Source organism: Microbacterium murale, from assembly GCF_014635185.1.
Lineage (GTDB): Bacteria > Actinomycetota > Actinomycetes > Actinomycetales > Microbacteriaceae > Microbacterium > Microbacterium murale.
In genome coordinates, this window is record NZ_BMCM01000002.1 from 30,727 (window position 1) to 54,497 (window position 23,771).

The window sequence follows — 23,771 nt, forward strand, 5'->3', positions numbered from 1 at the left end:
GAACCGACGATCCCGACACCCACCCACAGCACAATCGAGGTTCGAGACTTGCAGTACATCTCCACACGCGGCGGCACGCTCGGACAGTTCAGCGACGTCCTTCTCGAAGGACTCGCGCCCAACGGCGGTCTCGCCGTCCCGGAGACGCTGCCGCAGCTCAGCGCCGACGACCTCGAGCGCCTGCGCCCATTGACCTACCCCGAGCTCGCCACAGAGGTCATCGGCCTGTTCGCCACCGACATCCCCCGCGAAGACCTCGCCCGACTCACCGCGGCTGCCTACGGCGGCGGCAAGTTCGCGGCTGACGAGATCGTCCCGCTCAGCGAGATCGGCGAGGGCATGACGCTCGTCGGCCTGTCCGAGGGCCCGACGCTGGCGTTCAAGGACATGGCGATGCAGTTCCTCGGCGAGGCGCTGGAGTACGTCCTCGAGAAGAGCGACCGCGTGCTGAACGTGCTCGGCGCCACGTCGGGCGACACCGGATCCGCCGCCGAGCACGCCCTGCGCGGCCGCGACCGCGTCTCGATCTTCATGCTCTCCCCCCAGGGCAGGATGAGCGCGTTCCAGCGTGCGCAGATGTACTCGCTGCAGGACGAGAACGTGCACAACATCGCCGTAGAGGGCGTCTTCGACGACTGCCAGAACCTCGTCAAGCGCCTCGCGACAGACCTCGACTTCAAGCGCGCGCACAGCCTCGGCGCCGTCAACTCGATCAACTTCGGCCGCATCTCGGCGCAGATCGCCTATTACGTGTGGGCGTGGCTGCGTGTGACCGACGCAGTGGCCGACAGCGAACGCGCACAGTTCGAGGTCTCGTTCGCCGTGCCGTCAGGCAACTTCGGGAACATCCTCTCCGGTCACTACGCGAAGAGCATGGGCATGCCGATCCGCAAGCTCGTGCTCGCATCGAACGAGAACAACGTCCTCGACGAGTTCTTCCGCAGCGGCCACTACCGTCCGCGCAGCGCCGAGAACACCCTCGCGACCTCGAGCCCTTCGATGGACGTATCGCGCGCCTCGAACCTCGAGCGGTTCGTCTTCGACCTTCTGGGTCGCGACCCCGAGCGCACGGCCGCGGCGTGGCACGAACTCGAGGAGCGCGACGAGATCGACCTCTCCGGCGAGCTCGCTCGATTCGAGTCGGAGTTCGGCATCGTGAGCGGCACCAGCACTCACGACGACCGCATCTCGACGATCCGTGAGTTCTCCGAGACCAGCGGCGTGATCCTCGACCCGCACACCGCCGACGGCGCCAAGGTCGCCCGAGCACACATCGAACCCGGCATCCCGATGCTCGTGCTCGAGACCGCGAAGCCCGCCAAGTTCGCCGATCTCATCACCGAGGCGCTCGGCACGACGGTCGCACCGGATGCCGATACCCAGGCGATGCTCGACGCACCGCCTCGTGTGACGAGCATGCCCCACGACGAGCAGCAGCTGCGGGCGTACATCAGCGAACGCGCTCTGCGCTGAGGCGGTATTCTCGGCCCATGGCGGACAAGGTCGATTTCAAGAAGAAGATCGACGCGTACCGTGCTCGCAAGGGCCGCTTCGATGTCATAGAGGTCCCCGAACTGAGCTATCTCATGATCGACGGTCATGGCGACCCGAACACTTCGCCCGAGTTCACCACCGCCGTCGAGGCGCTATACCCGCTCGCCTACACGCTGAAGTTCACCAGCAAGCGCAAGCTCGACCGCGACTACACGGTCATGCCGCTCGAGGGACTGTGGTGGGCAGACGACCACGCCGCATTCACCGCCGCCCGAGACAAATCGCAGTGGGAGTGGACGCTGATGATCATGCAGCCCGAGTGGATCGATCACGAGCTGTTCGCGGATGCCGTCGCCACTGCCGCCGCGAAGAACCCGGAAGTCCGGGTGCATGAAGTGCGCTTCGGCTCATACGCCGAGGGCAGGTGCGTGCAGACGCTGCACATCGGGGCATTCCATGACGAGGCTCCCGTCCTCGCCGAGATGCATGACGTGTTCATCCCGCAGAACGGTCTGCAGATGACCGGGAAGCACCACGAGATCTACTTCAGCGATCCGCGCAAAGGCGCGCCGGAGCGACGTCGCACGATCCTCCGCCAGCCGGTGGCCACCGCCTGAGAACGATCAACTCACTGCGACTGCGACGGCGGTGATGATGATCGCGAGCAGCGGCAGTCCGCCCTGCAGCGCCGCAGACTTCGCCATCTTCGGGTTCGACAGCACCAGCACGAGGGCGGCCGCGAGCATCATCCCTGTGCCGGCGAACACCAGTGTGAGGCCGACCGTCGTCAGCCCCGACAGCAGCAGCGCGATGCCCAGCAGGGTCGCGAGCGCGAGGAACAGGTTGTAGAAGCCCTGATTGAACGCCAGAGGCTTGGTGGTCTCGGCATCCGCCTCGCTGGCCACGCCGAAGATCTTGCGCGTCTCCGGCTCCGTCCACCTCAGGGACTCGAGCGCGAAGATGAAGACATGGAAGGCGGCGGCAGCCGCAGCGAGGACCAGACCGAAGATGAGCATGGCTGATTCTCCCACCACGACGTCTTTCAGATGACCAGCGCTCTCAGATGAGGAAGATCGGCAGCAGTCCCGGGTTGTGCGCGTGCACGAGCACCGCGAACACCACGGCGTCGAACAGCAGGTGCACGGCGACCACGTACGCGAGTGAGTGCGTCTTCAAGAAGATGTATCCCTGCAGCAGTGCGAACGGGATCGTCAGCAGAGGGCCCCACTCGCGGTAGCCGAGCTCCCACAGGAATGACACGAACACGATCATCTGCAGCACGTTCGCAAGCGCATCGGGGAAGTGCCGCCGCAGCAGCGCGAACACCGTGCAGATGAAGAACAGCTCGTCCCAGATCCCCACCGCGCCCACGCCGACGAAGAGCCGCGCGATCAGCTCCGGTGTGTCCACCACCGGCCAGTTCAGATACACGCCGCTGGTGATGAAGTAGAACGGCAGGATCAGCCACCCGAGAACCAGCACCGCGACGAGCCAGCCCCATTGCAGGCGGCCCCACCGGCGACGCGTGCGCCACGGGAAGCTGATCGCCCGGTCGCGATACACGAACCGCGAGATCACGTATGGGACCACCACGGCGCCGCCGAGCGCGAGCGTGAATCGCAGCATCGCCATGTTGTCGAGCTCGGCGGCCAGCGGGATCACGCTGACGATCAGCAGTCCGAGTGCGATCAGGGAGAGGTCGCGTGTGAGTGAGGGGCCGGATGCCGTCACCGCTGCGCGTTCGATCAGCCAGGCCGCGCCGATGCCGGCCGCGAGCAGCAGCCACCCCAACCAGGCCCACTGGATCACGAAGAACGCCGGAGCGGCGAGGCACACGAGGACGGCAGGAGCGAGCCTCGGCATCCAGTCTGAACGCGTCATACCCGTGATCTGCGCCGGTACGCGAGGTCGCGGATGTCGCGGCCCTTGGCGATCCCCTTGCGCTCGAACGCCGTCATCACCCGCCCGTCGAAGCGCTCGGCCCATTCCCCCTCGAACGCGCGCTCGAACTGCGGTTCGGCATCCAGAACCTCACGCATCTGCAATGCGTAGTCCTCCCAGTCCGTCGCGAGCCGCAGCAGACCGCCGTCCGCAAGCGCGCGCGCGGCGGCATCGCCGAATCCAGGGCGCACCAGCCGCCGCTTGGTGTGGCGCGTCTTGTGCCACGGGTCGGGGAAGAAGATCCAGACCTCGGATGCCGCGCCCTCCGGCAGGTAGGAGTCCAGAACCTCGGGAGCATTCGCCTCGACGAGCCGCAGGTTGCGGACCCCAGCCTTGTCGGCGTCGAGCATCGTGCGGGCGAGCCCCGCCCTGAACACCTCGATGGCGAGGAAGTCGTCATCCGGCCGCGACGAGGCGGCCGAGATGATCGCGTGTCCCTGACCGGATCCGATCTCGACGAAGAGGCGCGCATCGCGGCCGTACTCGAGCGTCGGGTCCATCCGCGCATCCGCGTGCACGCTCGTCGAGGCGAGGCCGCGCGGGACGTCCAGCAGGTACTGCGACGCGAGCTCTTCGAACGCCCGGTCCTGCGCCTGAGACATCCGTCCGCTCCGTCTGACGAACGAGACCGGCTCTTCACGGAAGACGGGAGTTTCGGGCATGCATCGATCTTAACCGGCGGCCTGCGCGTCTCAGCGTCCGGCGGGTTCTGTCACGAAGTCGATGAGCTCCTCGACCCGGCCGAGCAGCGCCGGCTCGAGATCGCGGTAGGTGTGCACCTTGCTCAGGATGTGCTGCCAGGCCCGGCCGGTGTCCCCTTGCGTCTCATGCGGCCACCCGAATGCGCGGCAGATGCCGGTCTTCCAGTCCGTCCCGCGCGGGATCTCGGGCCACCGCGAGATGCCCAGAGTCTTCGGCGTGACGCACTGCCACACGTCGATGAACGGATGTCCGACGATCTTGAGGTGCCGCCCGTGCGGCCCGCGCAGAATGGCATCGGCGATGCGTGTTTCCTTCGATCCGGGTACGAGGTGGTCCACCAGCACGCCGTAGCGACGCTCCGCGCTCGGCGGCTCCTCGGCGAGCAGGTCTTCGAGCTTGTCGACGCCCTCGAGGAACTCGACCGCGACACCCTCGATCCGCAGGTCGGCGCCCCACACCTTCTCGACGAGCTCGGCGTCGTGTTTGCCCTCCACGAGGATGCGACTGGGCAGAGCGACGCGCGCGCGCTGGTCGGCGACGGCGAAGGAGCCGGATGCCGTGCGCTTGAGCGCCTGCTTCGAAGGAGCCGGCGGCGTGAGCCGCACAGGCTGTCCATCGATCAGGAACCCGCCGCCGAGGGGGAACAGCCGCTTGCGGCCATGGAAGTCCTCAAGCTCGACGTTGCCGCCCTGAACTCGCGTGACGGCTCCGCAGAATCCGTCCTGGGCGACCTCGACCACGAGGTCGTGCTCGGCGGCGACGTCCGGAACCTGCGTGGCTCCGCGGTTTCGCCATCCGTCTGCGAGCACATCCGAGCCATACCTGTCGTCCATGCCATCCAGCGTATGTGCCGCCTGGTTGCTTCCCGGCGGCGACACAGACTCTTTCCATAGAGTCGCTATCGTCGGTCGCCGGTAGTGAATAGACTCGATGCGCACGGGGGCTCTGAGCCGCCTCGGAGGGAGCACAATGCGGACTCGTATGACGGTCGTGCTGGGGTTGATCGTGGCGATGTTCGCTTCGGGTTGGGCCGGATCGGCGGCGGTTGCGACGCCGCCGGTGACGCTGAGCTCCGACTTCGTGACCGATGAGGCGGGTGTTCTCAGTTCCGGCGAGTTGGATGCCGCGAACGCACGGCTCGACGACTTGGCTGCGGCGGACGGTGGCGACCTGTACGTCGTGTTCGTCGACGAGTTCACCGACCCGGCCGACAGTGTGGACTGGACCGACCAGGTGGCCGCAGACAACGGACTCGGCGCCGATCAGTATCTGATCGCCGTTGCGATCGACGCCGGGCAATATGCGATCTCCGCGGATGCCAGTGGCCCGTTGAGCGACAGCCAGATCGACGCCGTCGTACAGGCGATGGAGAACGGTCTGCGCGCGAGCGACTGGGACGGCGCCGTCATCGCGGCCGCAGACGCCTTCCCCGGCCAGGGCGGCCAGGCCGGCGATGCCGGCGGGTTCCTCGGAATCCTCATCGCGCTCGTCATCGTGGCGATCGTGGTCGTCGTGATCGTGCTGATCGTCCGCTCGCGCAAGAAGAAGAAGGATGCTGCGCGCCCGACGGTCCCCGATCCGAACGATCCATACGCGTCCGTGAGCGATGACGATCTGGAGAAACAGGCGGGCAGCGCGCTCGTGCAGGCCGATGACGCCATCACGTCGAGCCGTCAGGAGGTCGGCTTCGCTGTCGCCCAGTACGGCGAGGACTCGACCGCGGCTTTCACGCAGGTCGTCGAAGCCGCGCAGGCGAAGATCGCCGAGGCCTTCGCTCTCAAGCAGCAGATCGACGACGAGGTGCCCGATACGGCCGAGCAGCGCCGCGCCTGGCACATCCAGATCATCCAGCTGTGCGATGCGGCGGACGATCTGCTCGATGAGAACGTCGAAGCCTTCGAGGAGCTGCGAAAGCTCGAAGCCGAAGCGCCGCAGGCACTCGAACGGCTCACGGCGCGTCGCGCGGCCGCTCAGCAGGCGCTCGCCACTGCGCCGGCCGCTCTCGCCGCACTGTCGCAGAACTACGACGCGGCAGCCCTCTCGACCGTCGCGGAGAACCCCGCGCAGGCGCAGCAACGGCTGTCGCTCGCCGATTCCGAGATGGCGGAGGCCTCTCAGCTGATCGCGGCCGGTAAGAACGGGGAGGCCGCCTTCGCGATCCGCACCGCAGAGGCCGCCGTCCAGCAGAGCGAAGAGCTGACGGCCGCGGTCACGAGCCTCGGCGCGAACCTGTCGGCGGTGGAGGAGCAGGCACGCGCACTCATCGCCGATCTCGAGGCCGATCTCGCCGCAGCCGCGGCGATGCCCGATTCCGAGGCGCAGCTCGCACCGCTCATCGCTCGTACCCGGACGAACATCGACAGCGCGCAGGCGAGTCTGCAGGCCGCCCAGCGCAACCCGCAGCAGACGCTCGAGACGCTCGACTCGGCGAACACGCAGATCGATGCAGCGCTCGGACAGGCCCGTGAAGCATCCGCGGTCGCGCAGCGCGCGCAACGGATGCTGCAGCAGAGGCTGGCTCAGGCGCAGGCGCAGATCTCCGCCGCGAATGACTTCATCACGACCCGCCGCGGTGCGATCGGCGCGACGGCCCGCACCCGGCTCGCGGAGGCGAACGCCGCATACTCCGAGGCCGTGGCGAATCAGCAGGCCGATCCTGCTCTGGCCACCGAACGCGCCACCCGTGCTGCGAGCCTCGCCGGCGAAGCCATCTCGTACGCGCAGAGCGAGGTCTCCTCGTTCAACAGCGGCGGATGGGGCGGCGGCGGTTGGAGTGGCGGAAGCAGCAGCGGCTGGGGCGGCGGAAGCGGCGGTGGCAGCGGCCTCGGCGGCGACATCCTCGGCGGCATTCTCGGCGGTCTGCTCAGCGGCGGCGGCTCGAGCCGCAGCAGCGGGGGCGGATGGAGCGGCGGGAGCAGCTGGCGATCCAGCGGCAGCAGCCGCAGCAGCCGTCCGTCGAGCTTCGGCGGTTCGCGCAGCAGCGGCCGCAGCGGCGGGCGCTCCAGAGGGGGGCGCTTCTAGCATTCCTTCCTTCTTCTCACGACGTAACCGATCTCAGACCACTCCGTCTCAACCGAAAGGAAACACCATGACCAAGCAGTCCATCTTCGGTCGCATCTCCACCCTGGTGAAGGCCAACATCAATTCGATGATCGACTCTGCGGAGGACCCGCAGAAGATGATCGACCAGCTCGTCCGTGACTACACGAACAACGTCGCCGATGCCGAGGCGGCGATTGCTGAGACCATCGGCAACCTGCGTCTTCTCGAACGCGATCACGAGGAAGACGTCCAGTCCGCGACGAACTGGGGCAACAAGGCCATCGCTGCCAGCCGCAAGGCCGACGAGCTCCGCAAGACAGGCGAAGTCTCCGACGCGGACAAATTCGACAGCCTCGCGAAGATCGCGCTGCAGCGTCAGATCAGCGCAGAACGCGAAGCGACCGGCGCAGAGCCGACCATCGCATCGCAGACGGAGATCGTCGACAAGCTCAAGAGCGGCCTGAACGGCATGAAGGACAAGCTCGGCGAGCTCAAGAACAAGCGCAGCGAGCTGCTCGCCCGCGCCAAGGTCGCCGAAGCGCAGACCAAGGTGCAGGACGCCGTCGGGTCGATCAACGTGCTCGACCCGACCAGCGAACTCGGACGGTTCGAGGACAAGGTCCGTCGCCAGGAAGCCCTCGCCCAGGGCAAGGTCGAACTCGCGGCGTCCAGCCTGGACGCACAGTTCGAGAGCCTGGATGACCTCGGTGAGCTCACCGAGGTCGAGGCACGGCTCGCCGAACTGAAGTCCGGCTCACCGCAGTCGCAGATCGAGTCCTGAGACTCCCGATGCCCCGGGCCAACGCGCCCGGGGCATCCCCATTCACTTCTGGAGGTCCTTGTGGCCCGATTCCTCGTCGCCCCGCAGTGGCAGGGCTCCCCCGCCGCACGTGCGATGCTGCTCGTCGACGGTGCTACCGCCATCGCGGGTGATCTTCCGCGGAGCGCCACGACCGTGCTCGATGTTCCCCTCGAGGCTGGGGACTCGCTCGGCACCGACGTGCATCGACTGAGCTCGCTGCACCGCATCCGCGAGGTGATCGCGCAGGCGATCGCGACGGACACCGTACTCATCGGCGGCGACTGCAGTGTGACCGTCGCTGCCCTCGACGCGATCGACCGCGAAGACCTGGCTGTGGTCTGGTGCGATGCGCACCCCGATCTGCACACGCCGGAAACCTCGCCCTCGGGTGCCTTCTCCGGCATGGCGCTGCGCGCGGTGCTCGGCGAAGGAGAGCCTCAACTCGCGCTCTCCCCCGGCGTTGCGCGCGATCGGGTCATCACCGTGGGTGCTCGCGTCGTGGACGATGAAGAAGAGGAACCGCTAGCCGGCCTCACTCAGCTGTCCGTCGACGACCTCGATGACGTGGATGCCCTGGCCGAAGCCGTCGCCGCGACAGGGGCGAGCCGCGTCTGGGTGCACATCGACGTGGACGTGCTCGACCCGTCCGAACTCGCAGGGGTATCGTCGGCCGCGCCCTTCGGCGCCAGCACGAGCGCGCTCAGCGCGGCTATCCGCGCACTCCGCGCGCGGGTGCCTCTCGCGGGCGCGACGATCGCCGGCTTCGCACCGCGGTCGGCCGACGACGCCGTGGAAGACCTCGGCGCGATCCTCCGTCTCGTGGGTGCCGTCGCATGAGTGCTGCCCTGTGATCGAGGACTGGCGCACGACCGCGGATGCGGCTCTCACGCGGGGGCGGCGCTTCGACCGCCGCATCCCGGCGTTCCTGTTGCGCTCGCCCATCAGCCGCCTCGGTTATGCCTGGGGAACGGCGGTCGGCTGGACCTGGGGGTCGATCTGGAGCACCGGGCCGGTCGAGAGACGGAACGGACTCTGGGTCTTCCAGGGAATGCCGAAATGGGCGTTCAACCGCGGTGGAGTCTGCGTCGGAGGCTGCTTCCTGACAGGAGACGCCAGGCCGAGCGACGCCGTCCTGCGCCATGAGGCCGTGCACAAGGCGCAGTGGCTGCGTTACGGATTCCTGATGCCTGTGCTCTATCTGTTCGCAGGCCGCGATCCGATGCGCAACCGCTTCGAGATCGAAGCGGGGCTGGAAGACGGTAACTACGTGCGGCGCTCACGAAAGCGCTCAGAGCCGAGTTGAGGGCTCAGCGGTCGAGCGGAAGCAGACCGAAGCGCTCGGGGGCGTGGATCGTGGACACCGGGATGCTGAGCGCACCCGTGAGGTGCTCGATGATGTCGGCCGTGCCGAGGTATCCGCCGAGCAGTGTCACGTGCGTCGGGTTCTCGCCATCGCACAGCATCTCATCGGCCCAGGCGCACGTCGCGCGCGCGATCGCCGCACCAGGTGCGCAGGACCGTCCGGATCCAGGTGCACCCGAGCGTGATGAGCGTGCGAGCCAGGTCACGGTCATGCGAGCGGGTGCGTCGATAACGCCGATGTCGTCGGCATCCGGCACCTCGATGAAGATGCGTCCCGATGCGCACAGCGGAAGAGTCACGAGGAACGCCTCGAGCTCCGCCAGCGAATTCTCGTCGGCCGTCACCAGGTAGTGCGCACGCATGCGTTCTGCGCGGCGCTGAGCTCGTCCGGTGCGGACATCGATGGAGGTCGTCATGATCTCTCCATCCTAACACCGATGAAGGGTTGCCTTACCTACACGCGATTCAGGCTTCGACCAGCGCACGCCGGAGATCGTCGAGCTCGGCATCCGTCACTCCGTTCGCCGCGAGGTAGCCGGCCGCCGACCCCCAGCGCGCGTCGACCTGCTCGAGGACTCGCCGCATAACGTCGGCGGGAGACAGAGTGGCCAAGGCGACCGCATGCTTCGCCTCCGGATGCTGCACCTCCAGGAACGCGACGATCCTGCGGTTGCGCTCCTGCGGCAGCATGGATGCCGTGAGCGCGTAGTCGCTGATGATCGCCTCGCGATCCGCGCCCACGGCCGCGAGGGCGAGCGCGACGGTCACGCCCGTGCGATCCTTGCCCACCGTGCAGTGCACGAGCGTCGGTTCTCCGCGAGCGATGATGCGAATGGCATCCGCCAACCGCTCACCGCTCTCCTCGAGCAGTTGCCGGTACATGTCGTCAAGGCTCATGTCGTCTTCGAAGAACGAGGCGACGGAGCCGAGGAAGAGGGGAAGGTGAGTCGTCGCGATGGCGGTCGTCGCAGACGGAGCGCTCGCGACCTCCTGGTCGTCACGCAGATCGACGATGTGCGAGATGCGCTGCTCGAGCACCGCGAGGCCGGCAGGTGTGGCCGCCACGAGGTTGCCAGACCTCAGCAGTCGACCCTCGCGTATCCGCCCGCCCTCGGCCGGTATGCCTCCCACGTCGCGGACGTTGAAGACACCTTCGACTTGGATGACCGTCACGCCGTCGCCACGCGGGGCGGAACCGGGTAACGGCCGGCGACGACGATGCGGTTGAAGGCGTTGATCGAGACGCACGCCCAGCTCAGTGCGGCGTACTCCTTCTCTGTGAACACGCTGCCGACCCGGTCGTACACATCGTCGGGGATGCCGTCATCGTGGATGAAGGTGAACGCCTCGGCGAGTTCGAGGGCCGCGCGCTCGCGATCCGAGAACACACCGCTCTCACGCCAGGTCGGGATCTGCAGGAGCGTATCGGCGTCGATGCCTGCAGTCGCCGCCCGATCGAAATGGATCCGGGTGCAGTACGCGCAACCGTTCAGCTGCGAGCAATGGATCATGACGATCTCTTTGAGACGGTCGTCGATGCCGTTCGCGGAACAGATCTCGCCCACTGTGCGAGAGAATGCATCGAGAGCCTGATAGGCGGTCGGTTCCGTCTTCGACAAGTGCACTCGTGTCTCGCTCATACCTCAATGATACGGGCGCCCGCCTACCCTCTCCGAGAGGCAGGAAATGCATCCTGCAGACTAAACGTGCATGAGGTTTGGCATACTGCTCGCTCAGGGGCGGCACTGAGTTGGCATATCGCTTCTGCGTTTTCCCACGAGCATGGACTGGGGGCAGAATATGTTCGTGGCCACAGAGACAAGTGAGTTCAGCTATCTTCCCCAGCAGGCGCGGGTGCTGAACGTGCCCGTACCCCCTGTCGAACGTGTGACCGTTCGTCTCGCCGACGGACGAGAGCTCAGCGCCCTTCGCTTCGGCGATGAACCGCCCGTGGTCACACTTCTGCACGGAGCAGGACTCAACGCGCACACCTGGGACACGACGGCACTGCTGCTGCAGCAGCCGGCACTGGTCATCGATCTCGCCGGACACGGCGATTCCAGTTGGCGCGATGACCTCGACTACTCCGCTCGCACCCTCGCGGCGGACGTCATCGTCGCGCTCGAGAAGTGGACGGTCGAACCGCAGATCCTCGTTGGCCAGTCCCTCGGCGGACTGACGGCAGCGGCCGTGGCATCCGCTCGCCCCGATCTGGTGCGCGAGCTGATCACCGTCGACATCACGCCGGGGATCGACTCCTCAGGCGGCCCGGCCGCCCTGCGTGAGTTCTACGCGGGGCCGACGGACTTCGCCTCCCGCGACGATCTGGTCGACCGTGCCATGTCGTTCGGCCTCGGCGGCTCGCGCGCCGATACCGAACGCGGCGTCTTCTTCAACTCACGCATCCGTGCCGACGGGCGCGTCGAGTGGAAGCATCACTTCGCCCATCTCGCGGCCCAGGTGTTCGCTCCGGCCGACTCTCCCGCGGGTGTCGGTGCGACAGCGCCGATCCTGCGCACCACCGGCTGGGACGATCTCGCCGGCACGCAGGCGCCGATCACGCTCGTACGAGCGACCTCGGGTTTCGTCAGCGAGGCCGACGGCGATGAACTGCTCCGACGTGTCCCGACCGCCCGCGTGGTCGCCATGGACGCTTCGCACAATGTGCAGGAGACCGCTCCTCGTGAGCTCGCCGATCTGATCCGCGCTGCCGCGCACTCCCCCGCCTGAGGAATGTGTCGCCGCATTCCGCTGTTCCCACTCCACTGACTGTCCCGCTCTACGCTCTACTGCACCGGCACACAGCACCTGCCGCACCGAGAGGATCCACAACTTCATGTTCCGACGAAACAGACGCCTCGCCGTCCTGTCCACGCTCGCCGCCACCGCCGTCATCCTGAGCGCCTGCGCAGGTTCACCGGAACCGGTGAAGACCTCGACAGGTGAGCCCGATCTGGACGCCACCCTCACGGTCGGGCTCGTCCTCGAGCCGACCAACCTCGACATCCGTCACACCAGCGGTGCCGCGATCGAGCAGATCCTCATCGACAACATCTACGAGGGACTCGTCACCCGTAGCCAGGACAACGAGATCGAGCCGCGTCTCGCCTCGGAGTACGAGGTCTCGGATGACGGCCTGACATACACGTTCACGCTGAACCCGGAGGTGACCTTCCACAGCGGCACCGCGCTCACGTCGGCCGATGTCGTCGCATCCTACGAGGCTGTGCGCACCGACGCGACGCTGCAGGGCAACGCCGAGTTCGCGAACGTGGCATCCATCACGGCACCTGACGCGACGACGGTCGTGATCACCCTCACCGAGCCGAATCAGAACTTCCTGTTCACCCTCACCGGTCCCGCCGGGCTCGTCTTCCAGTCCGGAGACGCGACCGACTTGCAGACCGCGGAGAACGGCACCGGCCCGTTCACTCTGGAGAACTGGAGCAAGGGCAGCACCATCACCTTCGCCCGCTCCGACGCGTACTGGGGCGAGCCCGCCAAGGTCGCCGAGGTCGTCTTCGAGTACATCCCCGACTTCACCGCCGGGGTGAACGCAGCGCTCGATGGAAGCCTCGACGTGCTGACCGCGGTCGACCCGAACCTCGCACCGCAGCTTGAGGACTCCGGCGACTTCACCCTGACCACCGGACGCACCACCGACAAGGCGACGCTCGCGTTCAACAACGCCAAGGCCCCTCTCGACGACGCGCGCGTGCGTGAGGCGCTTCGGCTCGCGATCGACCACGAGGGACTCGTCGAGGCGGTCGGCGCCGGAGAGACGCTCTACGGCCCCATCCCCGAACTCGACCCCGGCTACGAGGACCTGTCTGATGTCGCCCCGTACGACCCCGACCGCGCGAAGGAGCTGCTCGCGGAGGCAGGACAGGAAGATCTCGACCTCACCCTGACGATCCCGTCGTTCTACGGCACCACCGTGCCGCAGGTGCTCGTGTCCGACTTCGCCAAGGTCGGAGTCACGCTCGAGGTCGACGCGGTGGAGTTCCCGACCTGGCTCGAGGACGTATACACGAACAAGGACTACGAACTCAGCTTCGTGCTGCACGTCGAACCGCGCGACTTCGGCAACTTCGCCGACCCTGACTACTACTTCAACTACGACAACCCCGAGGTGCAGTCGCTGTACGCCGAGGCACTCGCCGAGGTCGACGAGGACGCGTCTGCCAAACTGCTCGCCGAGGCGGCACGTCTGGTCTCCGAGGATCACGCCGCCGACTGGCTCTACAACGGCGCCACCATCACCGCCGTGACCCCGGTCGTCACCGGCTTCCCGCAGGACTCGATCAACTCGCGCATCAACCTTGCGGGTGTCGCCAAGGCCGCCGAGTAGCCAGGGCGTGATCCGCTACACGCTCACACGAGGAGTCCTGCTCATCGCAGGACTCCTCGTGTCGAGCGTGCTCATCTTCCTCACGCTGCGGGTCTTCCCCGGCGACGTCGCCCAGCTCATCGCCGGCACCCAGGCATCGCCCGCCACGGTCGAGGCATTGCGGGAATCACTCGGGTTCAACCGTCCGCTGCTCGTGCAGTACGGCGAGTGGATCGGCGGAGTGCTCACCGGGGATCTCGGCACGTCCCAGCTCAGCGGCGCGTCCGTGGGTGCGGAGCTCGCCGAGAAGGCGCAGGTGACCGTGCCCCTGGGCCTGATGGCGCTGGTGATCGCACTGCTGATCGCCGTGCCGTTCGGGATCCTCTCCGCGCTGTGGCGCGGCCGCGCATCAGGCACGGCGCTCAGCGTCACAGCGCAGGCGCTGGCCGCTGTGCCGGTGATCTGGGCCGGCATGATGCTGATCGTCGTGTTCGCGGTGTGGCTGGGCTGGCTCCCCGCCCAGGGATTCCCCCGTGGCGGCTGGGAACACCCCTGGCAGGCCTTCCGCGCCCTGATCCTGCCCGCGCTCACGATCGGCATCGTCGAGGGCGCTATGCTGCTGCGTTTCGTCCGCAGCGCCACTCTGCAGGCCCGTGGGCAGGACTTCGTCCGCACGGCTGCCGCCAAGGGGCTGACCAGGAACAGGGCGCTCGTGCAGCACGGCATCCCTGCGGTGGGCCTGTCGATCGTGACAGTGCTCGGTCTGCAGGTGGCGGGCATCATCGTCGGCTCGGTCGTCATCGAGCAGTTGTTCACGCTGCCGGGGATCGGGCGGATGCTGGTCGCCGACGTCGGCACACGCGACCTGATCAAGGTGCAGAGCGAACTGCTCGTGCTCACCGGTCTCGTACTGGTGATCGGCTTCATCGTCGACCTCATCCACCATTTCGTCGATCCGCGCCAGCGAGAGGCCGCCTGATGCCCCGCTGGCTGCGAGACCTGTGGAGGAGCACCACCGGACGCTTCGGCCTGATCACCGTGATCGTCATCGCGCTCGTCGCCCTGATCTCGGTCTTCTGGACGCCCTTCAACCCGTTCGACGCCAACGTGCGCGACCGCTGGGCGGCTCCGAGCTGGCCGCATCTGCTCGGCACGGACAACACCGGGCGCGACATCCTCAGCCTCATCATGGCGGGGACCCGCACGACCGTCTTCGTGAGCGTCGGCGCGGGGATCGTCGCGACCGTCGTCGGAATCGCCCTCGCCGCACTGGGAGCGCTCACCGCCAGGTGGGTACGCGAGACCGTCGCCGTGCTGGTCGACATCCTGATCGCGTTCCCGGTGCTGATCATCGCCATGATGATCTCCTCGGTGTGGGGCGGGTCGCTGTGGGTCGTGATCTGGGCGGTCGGCATCGGCTTCGGCGTCAACATCGCCCGTGTCACCCGACCAGAGCTGCGGCGCGTGCAGCAGAGCGACTTCGTGCTCGCCGGCAGGGCCGCGGGGCTCACCGCGTCGCAGAACCTGTTGCGCCATCTGCTGCCGAACGTCGCGCCGGTCTTCATCGTGCAGCTTTCATGGTCGATGGCAGTGGCGGTCCTGGCCGAGGCCGGTCTGTCCTACCTCGGCTTCGGTGCGTCGGTCGTCGAACCGTCGTGGGGCATCCTGCTGTCGGACCTGCAGCGGTACATCAGCATCCATCCGCTGTCGGTGATCTGGCCGGGCCTCGCCATCACGATCACGGTGCTCGCGCTCAACCTGCTCGGCGACGCGCTGCGTGAGGCGACCGATCCGACGTTGCGGCACCGCAGTGCCGAGCTGCACACGCCGGCGGTGGTCGCATGAGTCTCTCGGTGAAGGACCTCGTCGTCGAGATCGACGGTCGCCGCGTCATCGACGGCATCTCGTTCGACGTGCCGGACGGCGCACGCCTGGGGTTGATCGGCGAATCCGGCTCCGGCAAGTCGCTCACGGCACTTGCGATCCTCGGGCTGCTGCCAGACGGCGCGACAGCGACCGGCAGCATCCGCTGGGATGACACCGAACTGATTGGGATGCCGGATCGCGAACTCGCCCGCTTCCGCGGCGACGACATCGGGATCGTCTTCCAGGAGCCGCGGACCGCTCTCAACCCCATCCGCACCGTCGGGCGTCAGATCGCGGAATCCGTGCGCATCCACACTGGAGCCGGGAAGCGCGAAGCCCGCGCTCGCGCCATCGAGGAGGCGGCACGAGTGCGGCTGCCCGATCCGGAGTCGATCGTGCAGAAGTATCCGCACCAACTATCCGGCGGGCAGCGTCAACGCGTCGCGATCGCGATGGCCCTCGCGTGCCGGCCGCGGCTGCTCATCGCCGATGAGCCCACCACCGCCCTGGATGTGACCATCCAGGCGGAGATACTGAAGCTGCTGCTCTCGCTCGTGGAGGAACAGGGCAAGTCGCTGATGTTCATCACGCACGACCTCGCCGTCCTCGCTCAGGTCGCGACGCACGGTGTGGTGCTCGAGGAAGGACGCGTCATCGAATCCGCACCGGTCTCGACGCTGCTCACTGCTCCCTCCTCGCCGATCACCCAGGGACTTCTGCGCGATGCCACCGCGACGCTGTGGCGACCGGAAGGCGGTGACCGATGAGCCTGATCTCCACGCGCGGCCTCTCCCGGGACTTCCCCGTTCCGAAGCGGACGATGTTCGAGCGCGCCGGCACCCAGACCGCCCTGCATCCGACCGACCTCGACATCGAGGCGGGTGAGGCGATCGGCATCATCGGCGAATCCGGCTCTGGCAAGTCCACGCTGGTGCGCCTGCTGCTCGGGCTGGATCGGCCGACGTCCGGGACCGTGTCGATCGATGGAAAGACGGTGGATGCCGCGGCGTCCGCCCGCTCGCTGCACTGGCTACGCCGCCAGACGGGGCTGGTGTTCCAGGACCCGTATGCGTCGCTCGACCCTCGGATGAGCGCCGGGCAGATCATCGCCGAGCCGCTGTGGGCCCTCGGAATCGAAGGAGATCATCGAGCACGTGTACGTGAAGTGCTCACGCAGGTGGGCCTGAAACCGGAGATGGCCGAACGCTATCCGCACGAGTTCTCCGGCGGCCAGCGCCAACGCGTCGCGCTGGCGCGCGCCATCGCGCACCGGCCGCGCATCCTCGTCGGCGACGAACCGCTGTCCGCCCTCGACGTCACCGTGCGTGCGCAGATCCTCGAACTGCTCGATGAACTGCTGCAGACGGAAGATCTCACGCTCATCATGGTCTCGCACGACATCGGCGTGGTTCAGAATCTGTGCGACACCGTCGCCGTGATGAAGGACGGCCGCATCGTCGAACGCGGCGCGACCCATGACGTACTGCTGCATCCGCAGCAGGATTACACCAAGCGTCTGCTGGCTGCGATCCCCGTCATCCCCGCTGGAACAGCCGGCGACGGGACTTCGACGTGAGCGACTTCTGCAGATAGACCGTGCCGAGCGAGCGGCCGAACTTGAAGCCCACCCGCCCCATGCGCCCGACTTCGACGAAGCCGAACCTGGTGTGCAGCCTGATCGACGGCTCGGCGCCGCTGTCGCTGATCACCGCCACGATCTCTCGCAGTCCGATCTCCTCGCACGCCGTGATGAGCGCCTGCAGCAACGCGGAGCCGAGCCCCTTGCCGCCGGCGCCGGGCCCGAGGTAGATCGAATCCTCCACCGTGTAGCGATACGCCGATTTGCTCGCCCATGGCTGCACGAGGGCATAGCCGATCACCTGGTTCGACGGTGTCACCGCTACGAGGAACGGGAGCTTGAGCTTCGTCAGCATCGCAAACTTCTCGCGCCAGTAGCGGTGCGTGCTGCGCTTCTCGTCGAAGGTCACGACGGAGTTGGCCACGTAGTGGTTGTATATCTCGCGGACGTCGGGAAGATCGCGCAGCACGGCGGGACGGATGCTGAACGAGAACGTGCCGGGATCGGGCTCCGGTTCACGCAGATGACGCGGCAGCCGTCGACGTCGGTCGCCGGGTTCGAACTGCATGCGCTCAGCTTATAGTTCGCCGCCGACGCGCCAGTCCACGACCCTGGCACCCTGCTGCTCGAGCAGCGCGTTCGCACGTGAGAACGGCCGGGAGCCGAAGAACCCGCGATGCGCCGACAGCGGCGATGGGTGAGCGGAGGCGATCACGGGCGTGTCACCGAGCAGCGGCTGAAGGTTCGCGGCGTCCCTCCCCCACAGGATCGCGACGAGCGGTTGCTCGCGAGCGACAAGCGTGCGGATGGCGAGTTCGGTGACCTGCTCCCAGCCCCAGCCCCTGTGCGACGCCGGGGCGCCTGGCGCGACGGTCAGCACCCTGTTCAGCAGCAGCACGCCCTGATCGCTCCACGCCGTCAGATCGCCGTGCGGTGCGGGCGGGATGCCGAGATCGCTCTGCAGCTCGGTGTAGATGTTGTTCAGGCTCCGCGGGAGCGGGCGCACGTGGCGCTCCACAGCGAACGACAGACCGATCGGATGCCCCGGCGTCGGGTACGGGTCCTGTCCTGTGATCAGCACCCGCACGTCCGCGAGTGGTCGCTGGAACGCCCGGAGCACGTGGTCCCCGGCCGGGAGGTGGCCCCGCCCCTCAGCCTGCTCGAGCCGCAGTCGCTCGCCGAGTGCGCTGATGACATCCGCGACAGGTGCGAGAGCATCCGCCCAGTCCTGATCGATCAGCCCTTCATCCGCGAGCTGCGCGAGAGAGCGGCCCGGCATGCGGGCTCAGCCTTCGCCGCCGCGGACGCGCAATGGTCCTCGCGCCAGCAGATGCTGTGCCGATTGGGCGACAGGACGCATCGTGACGAGGTCGAGGTTGACGTGGCCCGGCGCATCGAGCGCGTACCCGATCACGTCGGCGACGTCATGGGCGGTGAGCGGCTCCTCCACCCCGGAATAGACGGCCTCGGCTGCGAGGCTGTCGCCACCCAGGCGGTTCAGCGTGAACTCCTCGGTGTGCACCATGCCGGGCGCCACCTCGACGACGCGGATCGGTTCGCCGTTGAGCTCCTGCCGCAGCACTTTCACCAGCATCGACTCGGCGGCCTTGGCCGCGTTGTAGCCGCTTCCGCCGGGGTACGCGATCTGGGCGGCGGTCGATGTCACGAAGACCGCGTCGGCGTGCCCGTCGGACCCGGCGGCACGACGCAGCTGCGGAAGGATTCCGGCGACCAGACGCTGGGTGGCCAGCACGTTGACGTCGTACATCCACTGCCAGTCGGCGATGCTCGCATCTTCCACGCGCTCGGTGCCGCGCGCTCCGCCGGCGACCTGCACCAGTGCGTGCACCGGCCCGGATTCCTCGAGCTCGGCGAGGAGCGATGCCACGGCATCCGCATCGGTCAGATCGCAGGCGATGGCCGATGCGCCGACCTCGTCCACGAGGGTCTGCAGGCGCTCAGCGCGTCTGGCCACGCCGACGACCTCCCACCCCCGCGCACGGAGGTTGCGAACGGTCGCCTCTCCGATCCCCGAACTCGCACCTGTCACCACTGCACGCCGTGTCACCATGCCTCCACCGTACGACGTTTCGCCTCGTCTCATCGCGTTCTCACTGCGGTTTCGGCGCGCCGCCGTGTTACGTAACATTTCCCCTTCGTTGTTGACACCGAGGTCCTTACGTACGCTCTCATCAACGGCATCCGCCGTACCGACCTCAATCCGTTCCAGGGGGAACACATGTCCGCACCTGAGACCTGGCGTTTCGAGACCAAGCAGATCCACTCGGGCGCCGCGCCCGACCCTGTCACGAAGGCCCGTGCCACGCCGATCTACCAGACGACGTCGTACGTCTTCGACAGCGCCGACCATGCGGCGAACCTCTTCGCGCTGGCCGAGTTCGGCAACATCTACACCCGCATCCAGAACCCGACGCAGGACGTTCTCGAGCAGCGGCTCGCGGCGCTCGAGGGGGGCACCGGCGCCCTCGTCCTCGCCAGCGGCCAGGCGGCATCGACGTTCGCGGTGCTGAACATCGCGCAGGCCGGCGACCACTTCGTCGCATCCAGCTCGATCTACGGCGGCACCTACAACCTCTTCAAGTACACCCTGGCCAAGCTGGGCATCGACGTCACGTTCGTCGAGAACCAGGATGACGCCGAGGAATGGCGCCGCGCTGTCCGCCCGAACACGAAGCTGCTGTTCGCCGAGACGATCGGCAACCCGCGGATCAACGTGCTCGACATCCGCACCGTCGCCGACATCGCTCACGAGAACGGCGTGCCGCTCATCGTCGACAACACGATCGCGACCCCCTTCCTGCTGCGTCCGTTCGAGCACGGCGCCGACATCGTCGTCCACTCGGTCACCAAGTTCCTCGGCGGCCACGGCACCACCATCGGTGGCGCGATCATCGACGGCGGAACCTTCGAGTGGTCCAAGAACGTCGACAAGTTCCCCGGCCTCACCGAGCCGGACCCCTCATACCACGGCGCCAGCTACACCACTGCGGTGGGCGACCCGCTCGCGTACATCATCAAGGCCAGAGTGCAGCTGCTGCGCGACCTCGGCTCGGCGATCTCCCCGCAGAGCGCCTGGAACCTCATTCAGGGCATCGAGACGCTCTCGCTGCGTATCGAGCGCCACGTGCAGAACGCGCAGGAAGTCGCCGAGTGGCTCGACGGCCGCGATGACATCGCGTCGGTCAACTACTCCGGCCTGCCCACGTCCCCCTGGTACGCCAAGGCGAACGAGTACCTGCCCAAGGGCGTCGGCGCCGTGCTGTCGTTCGAGCTGAAGGGCGGGGTGGAAGCCGGTCGCGAGTTCGTGAACAGCCTCTCGCTGTTCAGCCACCTCGCGAACATCGGTGATGTGCGCTCGCTCGTCATCCACCCGGCATCCACCACGCACTCGCAGCTCACCCCCGAGCAGCAGCTCACCTCCGGCGTCACGCCGGGCCTGGTGCGCCTGTCGGTCGGACTGGAAAACATCGACGACCTCAAGGCCGACCTCGAGCAGGCGCTCGACGCGGCTCGTCGTGTCTCGGAGGCCGCTCGCGCGTAGCGCTGCTTCCGGGCGTTCAAAGGAGGAAAGTGTCGGTCATCTCGCAAATTGACCGGCACTTTCCTCCTTTCACGCGTTCGAACGCGTAGCGATGGCGCGGCGAAGGTGCGTGAGCAGCGATGCACCGGCGTTCCTCAGATCGTCCTCGGTCAGACGGATCACGATCCATCCGAGCGCCTCCAGTTCACGCTGACGCTGGATGTCGCGCCGCCACTGTCCCTTGTCCGTCCGATGACCGTCTCCCTCGTACTCGATCGCGATCTTCAGTCTCGGATAGGCCAGATCCACCCGGGCGATGAAGCGGCCGCGGTCGAAAACACCGCACTGGACCTCCGGCTCCGGGAGCCCCGCCGCGACGATCAGAAGTCTCGTCTCGGTCTCCTTCGGCGACTCCACTCGCTCTCGTGCGAGAGGCAGAGCCTCCCGAACAGTCGCACACCCTGGGAATCGCCCCCAATGCGCGAGTCGATCGAAGATCAGCTGGCGCGTGGTCATCGGACGCCGCGGTCCGAGGTCCGGGTAGTTGGATGCCGTCGTGATGAGCGCGTCGATGACCGTAACGGCTTGTGCGGTCGTCAGTTCGTGAGCGCAAGTGAAGAACGCGGCGACCGGATCCACAACCGGAACGCCCTTCAGGATCGTCGTCTCCGCGCGGTCCTCGGCGAGGCGGCGTCCCTTCACCCCGCCGGTTCTCGGAGGTGCCGTGTCCGGCGGAACCATCACCTCCAATGGTTCCTTCATCGTCCAGATCTCTGGATGCGGTAAGCCCCAGAGCCGCATCCCGGTACGTCCGCCGTAGCGGTGCCCATGCTTCATACGGCGGTGACAGCAGGCGACGAACTCCGTAAACGTCTTCGGAGCCTCCACCGCCCGCACGCCGTGGAACGGGCGATGGAGATCAGGAGAATTCCTCCGGGAGCGCCCCACTCCAGAAGCCTCGGCCTCGCGGATAGTGAAGGTCTCCCCCAGCGTTCGTGGCATTCGGGCTCGTGGTCGCATCGACACATCCTGAGGCAGCCGTGCCGGCCGCGGCGCCTGCGATCACGGGAACCGTGGACAAGCCACGGCTCCATCCCACTGTGCAGGGCGAGTCCCGTCTCATACGAAGGAGGAAAGTGTCGGTCATCCCGTGATTTGACGAGCACTTTCCTCCTTTCATCTCCTGCAGTAGCCGGCGCGCGTAACCTGCGCCGACGGCGCACGGATCCACGCGAGAATGGGTGCATGGACTGGCAGAGCACCTCCGAGGACACCGTGCCATCGGCGCGCGTGACGGAGGCAGATACCCGGCTGCTGCGCGCACGTCCACCCGTCACCGGCGCGTGGCGCGACGGCGACCCGGCCGGACACCGCAAGTTCGCGGCATCCGGACCCTTCCAGACCGAAAGCGGCGTGGAGCTTCCCAGCATCCGCATCGCCTACGAGACCTGGGGCGAGCTCAACGCGGCGCGTGACAACGCGATCCTCGTGCTGCACGCCCTCACCGGTGACAGCCACCTGCGTGGCGAAGCCGGCGCCGGCCATCCGACCGCCGGGTGGTGGCAGGAGATCGTCGGTCCAGGTGCCGCTATCGACACCGATCGTTGGTTCGTGATCGCACCGAACATGCTCGGCGGCTGCCAGGGCACCACGGGTCCCGCCAGCGTCGCCCCGGACGGATACGAGTGGGCCTCCCGCTTCCCGTACCTCACCGTGCGCGACCAGGTCGCGGCGCACGTGCGCCTCGCGGATGCCATCGGCATCGATCGCTGGGCGGGCGTCATCGGCGGATCGATGGGCGGGATGCACGCACTGGAGTGGGCCGTCACGCACCCCGAACGCGTCGAGCGCCTCGCGGTGCTCTCCTCTCCCCCGGTCAACACCGCAGATCAGATCGCGCTGAACTCGGTGCAGCTCGAGGCGATCCGGATCGACCCTCGATTCCAGGGCGGCGAGTACTACGACCTCAGCGACGGAGAAGGCCCGCACCGTGGCCTCGCGCTTGCGCGTCGCATGGCTCTGCTCAATTACCGCAGCCCGATCGAGCTCAACCAGCGGTTCCAGCGCTCCTGGCAGTCCGACGTCTCACCGCTCGGCCATGGCGGACGCTTCGCCGTCGAGTCATACCTCGACTTCCACGGCAACAAGTTCACCCGTCGCTTCGATGCGAACAGCTACCTGACGCTCGTGGAGGCCATGAATTCGCACGACGTCGGCCGCGACCGCGGCGGGGTCGAAGAGGCGCTGCGCGCCGTCACCGCGAAGACGCTCGTGCTCGGAATCGACACCGACCGGCTGTTCCCCGTCGACGGCCAGCATCGCATCGCGCGCAGCATCCCGAACACTCTCGACGGTCACGAGGCGGTCGTGCTGACCAGCGACTTCGGGCACGATGGCTTCCTCATCGAGACCGAAGCCGTCGGTGCGCACCTGCGGAGACTGCTCGACGCCTGAGAGATGGGCATGAGTCAGTCGCGCAGGTAGTTCCAGGGCAGCGCAGCCGTCTCCAGTCGGTGGCGTCCTTCGCCGCCCTCCGGATGCTCGGCGTCACCGCCCCACACGAACACCCCACCCGCGATGATGTACGTCGCGTACAACTCAGGAACGGATGCCGCGGCAAGAGCGCTCGCGACGCTCGATGCCTGCGTGAGCGCCTGCAACGTCACCCACGTCGGCGGGAACAGCCTCAGTTGCCCTGCCGCATGAAGTTCGAGCGCCTCCGCCGGCGTCGACCACCGCGCGTCGATCACCTCATCAGCGGCTAAGACCAGCTCACCGGGCGGGGCGGATGCGAGGAAGAACCACGTTCGCACGCGCTTGGGTGCCTCGACAGGCGGAACCCAGCAGGAGAGCGTGACGAGGTCCGCCGGCCGGACGCCTACCTCCTCCTCGCATTCACGCACGGCCGCGAGTGCGGCGATCCCCCGCTCGTCCGAGTCATCGACGCGATCGGCTTCCTCCACGACACCGCCCGGGAAGACCCACCCTCCGGCGAACGACCCGCGATCGGGGCGACGGATCAGCAGCGTCTCGACCCCGCCGGATCGCCGGTCGCGCAGCAGCACGACGGTTCCACCGACGGGCATGATCGCATCCATGCCCTCACCCTACG

General features: G+C 67.2%; 26 protein-coding genes. 14 read left to right on the forward strand and 12 right to left on the reverse strand.

Going from position 1 to position 23,771, the window contains the following annotated elements; genetic code table 11:
• Positions 1–48: 48 nt before the first annotated feature.
• Positions 49–1,473 carry a threonine synthase gene (gene thrC, locus IEV67_RS06625; RefSeq protein WP_188435815.1) on the forward strand — a complete coding sequence of 475 codons (1,425 nt, stop codon included), beginning with the start codon at positions 49–51 and terminating at the stop codon, positions 1,471–1,473.
• Positions 1,474–1,490: 17 nt separating this feature from the next.
• Complete coding sequence (locus IEV67_RS06630; protein WP_188435816.1) at positions 1,491–2,111, forward strand: GyrI-like domain-containing protein; 621 nt, start codon at positions 1,491–1,493, stop codon at positions 2,109–2,111.
• Positions 2,112–2,117: 6 nt separating this feature from the next.
• Here IEV67_RS06630 and IEV67_RS06635 read toward each other — a convergent pair whose 3' ends face one another.
• Genes IEV67_RS06635 through IEV67_RS06650 form a run of 4 tightly spaced genes read right to left on the reverse strand, consistent with a single transcriptional unit; the run spans position 2,118 to position 4,970 of the window.
• Positions 2,118–2,510 (reverse strand): DUF1304 domain-containing protein, encoded by a 393-nt coding sequence (locus tag IEV67_RS06635; RefSeq protein WP_188435817.1) that lies wholly within the window; start codon positions 2,508–2,510, stop codon positions 2,118–2,120.
• Positions 2,511–2,553: 43 nt separating this feature from the next.
• Positions 2,554–3,375, reverse strand: a complete 822-nt coding sequence (locus tag IEV67_RS06640; RefSeq protein WP_188435818.1) for a CPBP family glutamic-type intramembrane protease — start codon at positions 3,373–3,375, stop codon at positions 2,554–2,556.
• Positions 3,372–4,097: a tRNA (guanosine(46)-N7)-methyltransferase TrmB gene (gene trmB, locus IEV67_RS06645; protein WP_188435819.1), complete on the reverse strand. Its 726-nt coding sequence runs from the start codon at positions 4,095–4,097 to the stop codon at positions 3,372–3,374. Before trmB ends, IEV67_RS06640 begins: the two co-directional genes overlap by 4 nt.
• Before the next feature lie 30 nt (positions 4,098–4,127).
• Positions 4,128–4,970, reverse strand: coding sequence for a DUF3097 domain-containing protein (locus IEV67_RS06650; protein ID WP_188435820.1), 843 nt, complete (start codon positions 4,968–4,970; stop codon positions 4,128–4,130).
• A 136-nt stretch (positions 4,971–5,106) separates the two neighbouring features.
• Here IEV67_RS06650 and IEV67_RS06655 point away from each other — a divergent pair, with 136 nt between their 5' ends.
• From IEV67_RS06655 to IEV67_RS06670, 4 genes are all read left to right on the forward strand, one after another.
• Positions 5,107–7,158 carry a TPM domain-containing protein gene (locus IEV67_RS06655; RefSeq protein ID WP_188435821.1) on the forward strand — a complete coding sequence of 684 codons (2,052 nt, stop codon included), beginning with the start codon at positions 5,107–5,109 and terminating at the stop codon, positions 7,156–7,158.
• A gap of 67 nt (positions 7,159–7,225) precedes the next feature.
• Positions 7,226–7,960, forward strand: coding sequence for a PspA/IM30 family protein (locus IEV67_RS06660; RefSeq protein ID WP_188435822.1), 735 nt, complete (start codon positions 7,226–7,228; stop codon positions 7,958–7,960).
• 60 nt (positions 7,961–8,020) lie between these two features.
• On the forward strand, positions 8,021–8,818 hold the full coding sequence (locus IEV67_RS06665) for an arginase family protein (RefSeq protein ID WP_188435823.1): 798 nt from the start codon (positions 8,021–8,023) through the stop codon (positions 8,816–8,818).
• A gap of 10 nt (positions 8,819–8,828) precedes the next feature.
• Entirely contained in the window at positions 8,829–9,284 is a 456-nt protein-coding gene (locus IEV67_RS06670; protein ID WP_188435824.1) for a Fe-S oxidoreductase, read from the forward strand.
• 4 nt (positions 9,285–9,288) lie between these two features.
• Here the strand turns inward: IEV67_RS06670 and IEV67_RS06675 are convergent, their stop codons facing one another.
• The 3 genes from IEV67_RS06675 to IEV67_RS06685 are packed head-to-tail and all read right to left on the reverse strand — an operon-like array spanning position 9,289 to position 10,983.
• Entirely contained in the window at positions 9,289–9,759 is a 471-nt protein-coding gene (locus tag IEV67_RS06675; protein ID WP_188435825.1) for an SIP domain-containing protein, read from the reverse strand.
• Positions 9,760–9,808: 49 nt separating this feature from the next.
• The gene (locus IEV67_RS06680) at positions 9,809–10,516 is read right to left on the reverse strand and encodes a tyrosine-protein phosphatase (RefSeq protein ID WP_188435826.1); all 708 of its coding nucleotides are present in this window, start codon (positions 10,514–10,516) and stop codon (positions 9,809–9,811) included.
• A complete protein-coding gene (locus tag IEV67_RS06685) occupies positions 10,513–10,983 on the reverse strand; it encodes a carboxymuconolactone decarboxylase family protein (protein ID WP_188435827.1) in 471 nt (156 codons plus the stop codon). Before IEV67_RS06685 ends, IEV67_RS06680 begins: the two co-directional genes overlap by 4 nt.
• Before the next feature lie 160 nt (positions 10,984–11,143).
• On the opposite strand from IEV67_RS06685, the gene IEV67_RS06690 reads away from it, so the two are divergent.
• The 6 genes from IEV67_RS06690 (at position 11,144) to IEV67_RS06715 (ending at position 17,115) form a co-directional block, all read left to right on the forward strand.
• Positions 11,144–12,073 carry an alpha/beta fold hydrolase gene (locus tag IEV67_RS06690; protein ID WP_188435828.1) on the forward strand — a complete coding sequence of 310 codons (930 nt, stop codon included), beginning with the start codon at positions 11,144–11,146 and terminating at the stop codon, positions 12,071–12,073.
• A 106-nt stretch (positions 12,074–12,179) separates the two neighbouring features.
• Entirely contained in the window at positions 12,180–13,694 is a 1,515-nt protein-coding gene (locus IEV67_RS06695) for an ABC transporter substrate-binding protein (protein ID WP_188435829.1), read from the forward strand.
• A gap of 7 nt (positions 13,695–13,701) precedes the next feature.
• A complete protein-coding gene (locus IEV67_RS06700; protein ID WP_188435830.1) occupies positions 13,702–14,652 on the forward strand; it encodes an ABC transporter permease in 951 nt (316 codons plus the stop codon).
• Positions 14,652–15,518 (forward strand): ABC transporter permease, encoded by an 867-nt coding sequence (locus IEV67_RS06705; protein WP_188435831.1) that lies wholly within the window; start codon positions 14,652–14,654, stop codon positions 15,516–15,518. The genes IEV67_RS06700 and IEV67_RS06705 overlap by 1 nt, the downstream gene beginning before the upstream one ends.
• Positions 15,515–16,306 (forward strand): ABC transporter ATP-binding protein, encoded by a 792-nt coding sequence (locus IEV67_RS06710; protein WP_188435832.1) that lies wholly within the window; start codon positions 15,515–15,517, stop codon positions 16,304–16,306. The genes IEV67_RS06705 and IEV67_RS06710 overlap by 4 nt, the downstream gene beginning before the upstream one ends.
• Positions 16,303–17,115 carry an ABC transporter ATP-binding protein gene (locus IEV67_RS06715; protein WP_188435833.1) on the forward strand — a complete coding sequence of 271 codons (813 nt, stop codon included), beginning with the start codon at positions 16,303–16,305 and terminating at the stop codon, positions 17,113–17,115. Before IEV67_RS06710 ends, IEV67_RS06715 begins: the two co-directional genes overlap by 4 nt.
• On the opposite strand, the gene IEV67_RS06720 is transcribed toward IEV67_RS06715, so the two are convergent.
• The 3 genes from IEV67_RS06720 to IEV67_RS06730 are packed head-to-tail and all read right to left on the reverse strand — an operon-like array spanning position 17,075 to position 19,189.
• Positions 17,075–17,686, reverse strand: a complete 612-nt coding sequence (locus tag IEV67_RS06720) for a GNAT family N-acetyltransferase (protein WP_188435834.1) — start codon at positions 17,684–17,686, stop codon at positions 17,075–17,077. The two genes, IEV67_RS06715 and IEV67_RS06720, sit on opposite strands and share 41 nt — an antisense overlap.
• Before the next feature lie 9 nt (positions 17,687–17,695).
• The gene (locus IEV67_RS06725; protein WP_188435835.1) at positions 17,696–18,397 is read right to left on the reverse strand and encodes a uracil-DNA glycosylase; all 702 of its coding nucleotides are present in this window, start codon (positions 18,395–18,397) and stop codon (positions 17,696–17,698) included.
• Between the two features lie 6 nt (positions 18,398–18,403).
• Positions 18,404–19,189, reverse strand: coding sequence for an SDR family oxidoreductase (locus tag IEV67_RS06730; protein WP_188435836.1), 786 nt, complete (start codon positions 19,187–19,189; stop codon positions 18,404–18,406).
• 168 nt (positions 19,190–19,357) lie between these two features.
• Here IEV67_RS06730 and IEV67_RS06735 point away from each other — a divergent pair, with 168 nt between their 5' ends.
• Positions 19,358–20,680 carry a bifunctional o-acetylhomoserine/o-acetylserine sulfhydrylase gene (locus IEV67_RS06735; protein ID WP_033104694.1) on the forward strand — a complete coding sequence of 441 codons (1,323 nt, stop codon included), beginning with the start codon at positions 19,358–19,360 and terminating at the stop codon, positions 20,678–20,680.
• 69 nt (positions 20,681–20,749) lie between these two features.
• Here the strand turns inward: IEV67_RS06735 and IEV67_RS06740 are convergent, their stop codons facing one another.
• Positions 20,750–21,421 (reverse strand): endonuclease domain-containing protein, encoded by a 672-nt coding sequence (locus tag IEV67_RS06740; RefSeq protein ID WP_188435837.1) that lies wholly within the window; start codon positions 21,419–21,421, stop codon positions 20,750–20,752.
• Between the two features lie 483 nt (positions 21,422–21,904).
• On the opposite strand from IEV67_RS06740, the gene metX reads away from it, so the two are divergent.
• A complete protein-coding gene (gene metX / locus IEV67_RS06745) occupies positions 21,905–23,113 on the forward strand; it encodes a homoserine O-acetyltransferase MetX (protein WP_033104695.1) in 1,209 nt (402 codons plus the stop codon).
• Between the two features lie 14 nt (positions 23,114–23,127).
• Here metX and IEV67_RS06750 read toward each other — a convergent pair whose 3' ends face one another.
• Positions 23,128–23,757 carry an NUDIX hydrolase gene (locus IEV67_RS06750; RefSeq protein WP_188435838.1) on the reverse strand — a complete coding sequence of 210 codons (630 nt, stop codon included), beginning with the start codon at positions 23,755–23,757 and terminating at the stop codon, positions 23,128–23,130.
• Positions 23,758–23,771: the final 14 nt, after the last annotated feature.

Coding starts and splice junctions, on each gene's coding strand:
- IEV67_RS06630 (WP_188435816.1), top strand. CDS start 1,491: ATGGCGGACAAGGTCGATTTCAAGAAGAAGATCGACGCGTACCGTGCT.
- IEV67_RS06635 (WP_188435817.1), bottom strand. CDS start 2,510: ATGCTCATCTTCGGTCTGGTCCTCGCTGCGGCTGCCGCCGCCTTCCAT.
- IEV67_RS06640 (WP_188435818.1), bottom strand. CDS start 3,375: ATGACGCGTTCAGACTGGATGCCGAGGCTCGCTCCTGCCGTCCTCGTG.
- trmB (WP_188435819.1), bottom strand. CDS start 4,097: ATGCCCGAAACTCCCGTCTTCCGTGAAGAGCCGGTCTCGTTCGTCAGA.
- IEV67_RS06650 (WP_188435820.1), bottom strand. CDS start 4,970: ATGGACGACAGGTATGGCTCGGATGTGCTCGCAGACGGATGGCGAAAC.
- IEV67_RS06655 (WP_188435821.1), top strand. CDS start 5,107: ATGCGGACTCGTATGACGGTCGTGCTGGGGTTGATCGTGGCGATGTTC.
- IEV67_RS06660 (WP_188435822.1), top strand. CDS start 7,226: ATGACCAAGCAGTCCATCTTCGGTCGCATCTCCACCCTGGTGAAGGCC.
- IEV67_RS06675 (WP_188435825.1), bottom strand. CDS start 9,759: ATGACGACCTCCATCGATGTCCGCACCGGACGAGCTCAGCGCCGCGCA.
- IEV67_RS06685 (WP_188435827.1), bottom strand. CDS start 10,983: ATGAGCGAGACACGAGTGCACTTGTCGAAGACGGAACCGACCGCCTAT.
- IEV67_RS06690 (WP_188435828.1), top strand. CDS start 11,144: ATGTTCGTGGCCACAGAGACAAGTGAGTTCAGCTATCTTCCCCAGCAG.
- IEV67_RS06695 (WP_188435829.1), top strand. CDS start 12,180: ATGTTCCGACGAAACAGACGCCTCGCCGTCCTGTCCACGCTCGCCGCC.
- IEV67_RS06705 (WP_188435831.1), top strand. CDS start 14,652: ATGCCCCGCTGGCTGCGAGACCTGTGGAGGAGCACCACCGGACGCTTC.
- IEV67_RS06710 (WP_188435832.1), top strand. CDS start 15,515: ATGAGTCTCTCGGTGAAGGACCTCGTCGTCGAGATCGACGGTCGCCGC.
- IEV67_RS06715 (WP_188435833.1), top strand. CDS start 16,303: ATGAGCCTGATCTCCACGCGCGGCCTCTCCCGGGACTTCCCCGTTCCG.
- IEV67_RS06720 (WP_188435834.1), bottom strand. CDS start 17,686: ATGCAGTTCGAACCCGGCGACCGACGTCGACGGCTGCCGCGTCATCTG.
- IEV67_RS06725 (WP_188435835.1), bottom strand. CDS start 18,397: ATGCCGGGCCGCTCTCTCGCGCAGCTCGCGGATGAAGGGCTGATCGAT.
- IEV67_RS06730 (WP_188435836.1), bottom strand. CDS start 19,189: ATGGTGACACGGCGTGCAGTGGTGACAGGTGCGAGTTCGGGGATCGGA.
- IEV67_RS06735 (WP_033104694.1), top strand. CDS start 19,358: ATGTCCGCACCTGAGACCTGGCGTTTCGAGACCAAGCAGATCCACTCG.
- IEV67_RS06740 (WP_188435837.1), bottom strand. CDS start 21,421: ATGAAGGAACCATTGGAGGTGATGGTTCCGCCGGACACGGCACCTCCG.
- metX (WP_033104695.1), top strand. CDS start 21,905: ATGGACTGGCAGAGCACCTCCGAGGACACCGTGCCATCGGCGCGCGTG.
- IEV67_RS06750 (WP_188435838.1), bottom strand. CDS start 23,757: ATGGATGCGATCATGCCCGTCGGTGGAACCGTCGTGCTGCTGCGCGAC.